Raw genomic sequence first — 6,000 nt, 5'->3', positions numbered from 1 at the left:
TGCCACGCACTACCTCCCGAACTATCTGGGCTGGCGCCGGGCACTCGACACGCGCCGACTTGATACGCCCGACAAGATGCTCCTCGCCGCTATCGGAGTGTTTCCACAGGCAACGGTGACATAGCCAAAGAAAAGGGGACGGCATGCCATCCCCCCGGTTCGGTCGGCTGTCGTGCCGCTCAGCGGGTCGCTTCGCGCTCGATCTCTTCGAGGCTGGTGTGGCGCACGTCGCGGCCCTTGACCATGTACACCACGTACTCGGCGATGTTCTTGGCGTGGTCGCCGATGCGCTCGACCGACTTGGCCACGAACATCAGCTCGATGGCCTGGGAGATGGTGCGCGGGTCTTCGATCATGTAGGTGATCAGCTGGCGCATGATGCCCTTGAATTCGGCATCCACCTCCTTGTCCTGGCGGACCACCTGGGCGGCCGCGATGGTGTCGAGGCGGGCGTAGGCGTCGAGGGCTGTGCGCAGCATGTCGACGACGGCATCGGCGATGTGGCTGAGACGGATCTGCGGCATGAAGGGCGAGGTCGCCGTGTGGAGCTGCTTGGCGGTCTTGGCGATCTTCTTGGCCTCGTCGCCGATCCGCTCGAGGTCGGTGATGGTCTTCTGCACGGTGCTGACCATGCGCAGGTCCACCGCGGTGGGCTGGCGCTTGGCGATCACCTGGTTGCAGGCTTCGTCGAGCTCGATCTCGAGGAGATTGACCCGGTTGTCGTTCTCGATCACCTGGTCGATCAGCAGCAGATCGCCACCGCCGAGGCCTTCCATGGCCTTCACGATCTGCAGTTCAACCATGCCGCCCATCTGCAGCACCCGGGTGCGGATGCCTTCGAGTTCGGCGTCGAATTTCTTGGAAGTATGCTCGGTCATGGCAAAAGCGTGGCCTCAGGGCTGATGAACGGCGAAGGGTAGCAGGGCTGGATGACGGTTTTGTTTCAGGTGCGCTCGAAGGTCTGCACGCCGTCGGCGGTGGCGAGCAGCAGGACGTCGGCGCCGCGCTTGGCGAACAGCCCGCTGGTCACCACGCCGACGATGCCGTCGAGGGTGGTCTCGAGGGCCACGGGGTTGTCGATGGAGAGGCCATGCACGTCGAGGATCAGGTTGCCGTTGTCGGTGACGAAGCCCTCGCGCAGCACCGGGCGGCCGCCGAGGCGGGCCAGCTCGCGGGCGACCTGGGCGCGGGCCATCGGGATCACCTCGACGGGCAGCGGGAAGCGCCCCAGGCGCTCGACCTTCTTGCTCGCGTCGCAGATGCAGACGAACTTGCGGGCCACCGCGGCGACGATCTTCTCGCGGGTCTGGGCGCCGCCACCGCCCTTGATCATCGCCAGGCCGCCGTCGATCTCGTCGGCGCCGTCCACATACACGGGGATGTCGTCCACGTCGTTCATGTCGAACAGGCGGATGCCGTGGCCGGCGAGGCGGCGGGCGGAGACCTCGGAGGAGGCCACCGCGCCGGCGATGCGATCCTTCATGGCGGCCAGGCCGTCGATGAAGAAGTTGGCGGTGGAGCCGGTGCCGACGCCGACGATAGAGCCTTCGATCACGTAATCGAGCGCCCGCAGCGCAGCCTGTTGCTTGAGTTCGTCCTGGGTCATGGTGATCTGCCTGCAGCCAAAGCCATGATTCTAACCGGCCTTGGCGATGTGGTCAGATTCTGCAAAACCCTACCCTCGGGGCGGGCCTGGGGGTAAAGTTGAAAGGCTTTGCCGTGCCGGGCGCTCCGGCATGGCGTGTCCATTTCTGAAAGGAGAACATCATGGGTCTGCTCGATCAACTGGCAGGAGACGTGCTGGGTTCGCTGGCGGGAGGCCAGGGCCAGCCGCAGGCGGCAGGGGGCGGTCAGGCGATGCTGCTGCAGCTGGTGATGGGCCTGCTGCAGGGCAACCAGGGCGGCCTCGGCGCGCTGCTGGCGCGGCTGAACGAGGCGGGGCTGGGCGAACAGGTGGCGTCGTGGATCGGCAAGGGCCAGAATCTGCCGGTCAGCGCCGAGCAGATCAGCCAGGCCTTCGGTGGAGCGGGGCTGGGCGACATGGCGGCGCTGCTGGGCATGTCGAGCGACCAGCTCGCCGGCAAGGTGGCCGAGCTGCTGCCCCAGGTGGTGGATGGCCTGACCCCCGACGGCCAGTTGCCATCCGCCGAAGGCACCGACATGGCCCAGGCCCTCGGCAGCCTGTCGGCGATCCTCGGCCGCGGCTGACCGGGTGATCCCGGCAGGCAGCCGCCCCGGCCGGGGCGGTTGTCGTTTTCAGGCGCCGGTGGCCACGGGGCGCGCCGGATCGGCGCACCATTCGCTCCACGAGCCCGGGTAGAGCCGGGCACCGTCGAGGCCGGCGGCTTCCATGGCGAGCAGGTTGTGACAGGCGGTGACGCCGGAGCCGCACTGGGCCACCACCTTGTGGGCGTCGCCGCCCTTGATGAGCTTGCCGAACTCTTCCTGCAGCTGGGCGGCCTGCTTGAAGCGGCCGTCCGGGCCCAGGTTGTCCTGGAAGAAGCGGTTGATCGCGCCGGGGATGTGGCCGCCGACCGGGTCGAGGGTTTCGTTTTCACCCCGGAAACGGTCGGGCGAGCGGGCGTCGATGATGACGACCTCCGGGTCGTCGAGGTGGCTCAGCACATAGTCGGCATTGACCTTCATGTCGCGCTGCAGCCGGGCCTCGAAGCGCGCGGCGGTCGGCTCGGGGATGGCCGTGGTGAGGGCCTTGCCGCACGCGGCCCAGGCCTGCAGGCCGCCGTCGAGCACTGCCACCTTGCCGTGGCCGAGCCAGCGCAGCAGCCACCACAGGCGGGACGCGAACATGCCACCCGTGTCGTCGTAGGCCACCACCTGGGTGTCGGGCCCCACGCCCAGGCTGCCGAGCTTGGCGGCCAGGTGCTGGGGGTCGGGTAGCGGGTGGCGGCCGTTGAGGCCGGAGGTCGGGCCCGACAGGTCTTCCTCTAGGTCGAGGAAGAGCGCATCGGGGAGGTGGCCTTCGGCGTAGGCCTGCTGGCCGGCGGCGGGATCGGCGAGGCGGAAGCGGCAGTCGAAGATCCGCCACGACGGGGTGGCGGACTCGACCAGCTCCTGGACGCTGATGAGGCTGGTGAAAGGCTTCTCCACGGCCGCGCTCCTCAGGCGACCGGGGGTTCGGCGCCGGTGAGCCAGGCCTCGGCGTCGTCGCTGTCGTCGAAGACGCGCACGTCGGCGTTGAGGAAGATCTGTGCCAGCCACGCGCTCCAGCTGACCCACTGGTCCTGGGTGAGGACGGCGATGCGGGCGAAGTCGTTGGGGTGGGCCCGGGCGAAGCGGATCTCTTCGAGGGCCATGTCGACGGTGACGCCGCTCATCTCGCGCAGGTCGATGAACAGATCGACGCCGCCGCCGAGCTGCATGGCGACCTCCTCGAACTCCTTGAAGTCGGCCACGGTGAACTCGCCGAGCACGGTGACGTTGATGCGGCTTTCCTGGGTATCGATGGTGATCATCGTCGCTTCCCTTCTGTGCGGACTGGATGCCGCCAGTGTAGCAGCCCCGGGAGCCCCGGCGTCAGTCGGAATCCATGGCCGGCGCGGGTTTCCGCGCTGCGACCGAGACCAGCACGCCGCTCGCCACGATGATCGCGATGGCCAGCAGGGAGGTCCATGGCAGCGCCTCGTCCCACAGCAGGACCCCGAACAGGCTCGAGAAGACGACGGTGCTGTAGGACAGGTTGGCCGCCACCACGGTCTTGCCGTAGCGGTAGGCGCGGGTCATCGCGAGCTGGGCGCAGCCACCGAAGCCCCCCACGCCGAGGAGGATCGCCGCGCCCTCCAGGGTGAGGCCGTGCAGGTTGCCCGCGAACACCGCCCAGGGCAGTCCGAACAGGCTGGTGACCAGGGAAAACCACAGCACGGTGCGGGTCTCGGGTTCGCCGAGGCGGCCGAGTTCGCGCACGTTGAGGTAGGCCAGGCTGGCGACCAGGCCCGAGCCGAGCCCGGCGGCGGCGCCCAGCCACTGCTCCGGACGCAGCGTGGGCTGCAGCAGCACCACCACGCCGGCGAAGCCCAGCGCCACCGCGCCGAACAGGCCGCGCCCGACCGGCTCGCGGAACCACAGGGCGAGGAGCTGCGCGACGAACAGCGGCGAGGTGTAGTTGAGGGTGACCGCGGTGGCCAGGGGCAGGATGCCGATGGCTATGAAGTAGCACATCAGCGACACCGTGCCCGACAGGCCCCGCGAGAGCTGACGGCGCCAGTGGGGCGTGGCGTAGGCAATTCCCTGCCAGCGGGCCAGCACCGCCATCAGCAGGAGACCGACGAAGCCCCGGTAGAACACCAGCTCGCCGGTGGAGAAGTGGGCCGAGCCGAGCTTGACGCAGACGCCCATGCAGGCGAATAGCAGGCTGGCGACGATCATCCAGAGGGATTGCATGGGCAGGCGCTTGCGGCAAACCGGACATTCTAACGCCGGCGTGGCCGGATGTTGCGATGCGGCAGGCGACTCCGATCCGCCGTTGCCGCGAGGGGCCGGGCGACGCCGCCCGCGGCATCGGGCCCCCGCCGCGGAGGCGCGCCGCCCGCCTCAGTGGGCCCCGGCGCCGGCCGGGGTGTCGGGCGGGAGGTCGGGGTTTTCCGTGCGGCCCTTGTAGCTGCGGTCGAGCAGCAGGGTGGTGACGCCGGCGAAGATCAGCACCCCGGCGAACAGCTGGTACACCGCCTGGGGCTTCCAGTCGGATTTCAGCAGGAAGCCGGTGAAGATCGGGGCCAGGATCGCCACGCCGCGGCCGAACCCGATCATCAGGCCGACGCCGGTGCCGCGCACGGAGGTCGGGTAGATGAAGGGGCTGATCGCATAGAAGGCGGCGAGGCCGCCGTTGGCACAGGCGCCGACAAAGACGGCCAGCACCAGGGCCATGCCCACCTCGTGGAAGTTGTTGGCGAACAGCGCGAAGGCCACCGAGCCGGCGAACATGATCAACGCGGTGACCACCCGCGGCCGGATGACCAGCGCCAGGCCGGCGAAGAGCAGCGAGCCGAGCACGCCGCCCACGGCGATCAGCACGCCGGTGCGGCCCCCCAGCGCGGTGTTGCCGGTGGCGTCGGCGATGAGCTTGGCCGTCCAGGTATTGGCAAAGTAGAAGGCCACGGTGAGGCTGGCATAGCCGAGCCACAGCAGCACCGTGCGGTGCAGCATGATGCCGCTGAACAGGGCCGTGCCGGCGTGGTGCATCTCGGCGCTTTCGAGCGGGGCGGGCAGTTGGGCGGCGCGGGGGTAGCCGAGCTTGTCGGCGATCCGGTTGTAGTGCGCCAGCGCACCCGCGGGGGCTTCCTCGATGAGGTATTCGATGGATTCGGGCAGCGCGGCCACCACCCACAGCAGGCTGAGCGCGGTGAGCGCGGCACCGAAGACGAAGGGCGCGCGCCAGCCGAACTCGGCGATCAGCGGATTGGTGAGGGCGCCGCCCAGGGCCACGCCGGCGGGCAGGCCCATGCCGTAGATGCCCATCACCGTGCCGCGGCGTTTGTCCGAGCTGTATTCGGAGACGATGATGTTGAGGCTGGAGACGATGGCGCCGATGAACAGCCCCGCGAAGGCCCGGAAGCCGACCAGTTGCCAGAGGTCCGTGGCGATCGCCGAGAGCCCCATGCCGACGACGATCAGGGACAGGCAGGCGATGATGTGGCGGCGGCGGCCGATCCTGTCGGCGAGGGGCGAGATGAAGGTGGCCCCGAGGGCCATGCCGAAGATGCCCGCGCTCAGCAGGTAGCCGACCTCGACCGGCCCGAGGGCCCAGGCCCTGGCCACGTGGGGCGCGACGAAGGCCATCACCAGCACCTCGTAGCCGTCGATCATGCACAGCACGATGCACAGGGCGATCATGCGGAGCTGGAAGGGACGCATCGGCTGCGTCAGGATTGCTTCACGTAGGTCCATGCTCGAAGGTTCTCATCGTCGCGCCTTGGGGCGGGCGCGGCGGGTAAATGAAGGTGGGCGCCCCGCCCGGCGCGTTGGGCTGCCGGGGCGACGCGCAAG

General features: G+C 69.0%; 7 protein-coding genes and 1 pseudogene. 2 read left to right on the top strand and 6 right to left on the bottom strand.

Going from position 1 to position 6,000, the window contains the following annotated elements; all coding sequences use genetic code 11:
• A pseudogene (locus ACE3OU_RS16830) lies at nucleotides 1–124 on the top strand (IS1595 family transposase); the annotation flags it as partial.
• Nucleotides 125–179: 55 nt separating this feature from the next.
• On the opposite strand, the gene phoU reads toward ACE3OU_RS16830, so the two are convergent.
• Nucleotides 180–878, bottom strand: coding sequence for a phosphate signaling complex protein PhoU (phoU, locus tag ACE3OU_RS16825; protein WP_374242707.1), 699 nt, complete (start codon nucleotides 876–878; stop codon nucleotides 180–182).
• Nucleotides 879–943: 65 nt separating this feature from the next.
• Entirely contained in the window at nucleotides 944–1,606 is a 663-nt protein-coding gene (gene rpiA / locus ACE3OU_RS16820; RefSeq protein WP_374242706.1) for a ribose-5-phosphate isomerase RpiA, read from the bottom strand.
• Between the two features lie 161 nt (nucleotides 1,607–1,767).
• Here rpiA and ACE3OU_RS16815 point away from each other — a divergent pair, with 161 nt between their 5' ends.
• Nucleotides 1,768–2,208 carry a YidB family protein gene (locus tag ACE3OU_RS16815; protein WP_374242705.1) on the top strand — a complete coding sequence of 147 codons (441 nt, stop codon included), beginning with the start codon at nucleotides 1,768–1,770 and terminating at the stop codon, nucleotides 2,206–2,208.
• Between the two features lie 48 nt (nucleotides 2,209–2,256).
• Here the strand turns inward: ACE3OU_RS16815 and ACE3OU_RS16810 are convergent, their stop codons facing one another.
• The 4 genes from ACE3OU_RS16810 to ACE3OU_RS16795 all read right to left on the bottom strand — a co-directional run bounded on the left by ACE3OU_RS16810 (nucleotide 2,257) and on the right by ACE3OU_RS16795 (nucleotide 5,901).
• The gene (locus tag ACE3OU_RS16810; protein WP_374242704.1) at nucleotides 2,257–3,108 is read right to left on the bottom strand and encodes a sulfurtransferase; all 852 of its coding nucleotides are present in this window, start codon (nucleotides 3,106–3,108) and stop codon (nucleotides 2,257–2,259) included.
• 11 nt (nucleotides 3,109–3,119) lie between these two features.
• Nucleotides 3,120–3,473, bottom strand: a complete 354-nt coding sequence (locus ACE3OU_RS16805; protein ID WP_374242703.1) for an STAS/SEC14 domain-containing protein — start codon at nucleotides 3,471–3,473, stop codon at nucleotides 3,120–3,122.
• A gap of 61 nt (nucleotides 3,474–3,534) precedes the next feature.
• Nucleotides 3,535–4,398: a DMT family transporter gene (locus ACE3OU_RS16800; RefSeq protein WP_374242702.1), complete on the bottom strand. Its 864-nt coding sequence runs from the start codon at nucleotides 4,396–4,398 to the stop codon at nucleotides 3,535–3,537.
• Between the two features lie 150 nt (nucleotides 4,399–4,548).
• On the bottom strand, nucleotides 4,549–5,901 hold the full coding sequence (locus ACE3OU_RS16795; protein WP_374242701.1) for an MFS transporter: 1,353 nt from the start codon (nucleotides 5,899–5,901) through the stop codon (nucleotides 4,549–4,551).
• Nucleotides 5,902–6,000: the final 99 nt, after the last annotated feature.

Origin of the sequence: Zoogloea sp., from assembly GCF_041908905.1 — a bacterium.
GTDB lineage: Bacteria > Pseudomonadota > Gammaproteobacteria > Burkholderiales > Rhodocyclaceae > Zoogloea.
Note: the sequence above shows the minus strand (reverse complement) of the source record. Positions and strands in the feature narration are given on the sequence as shown.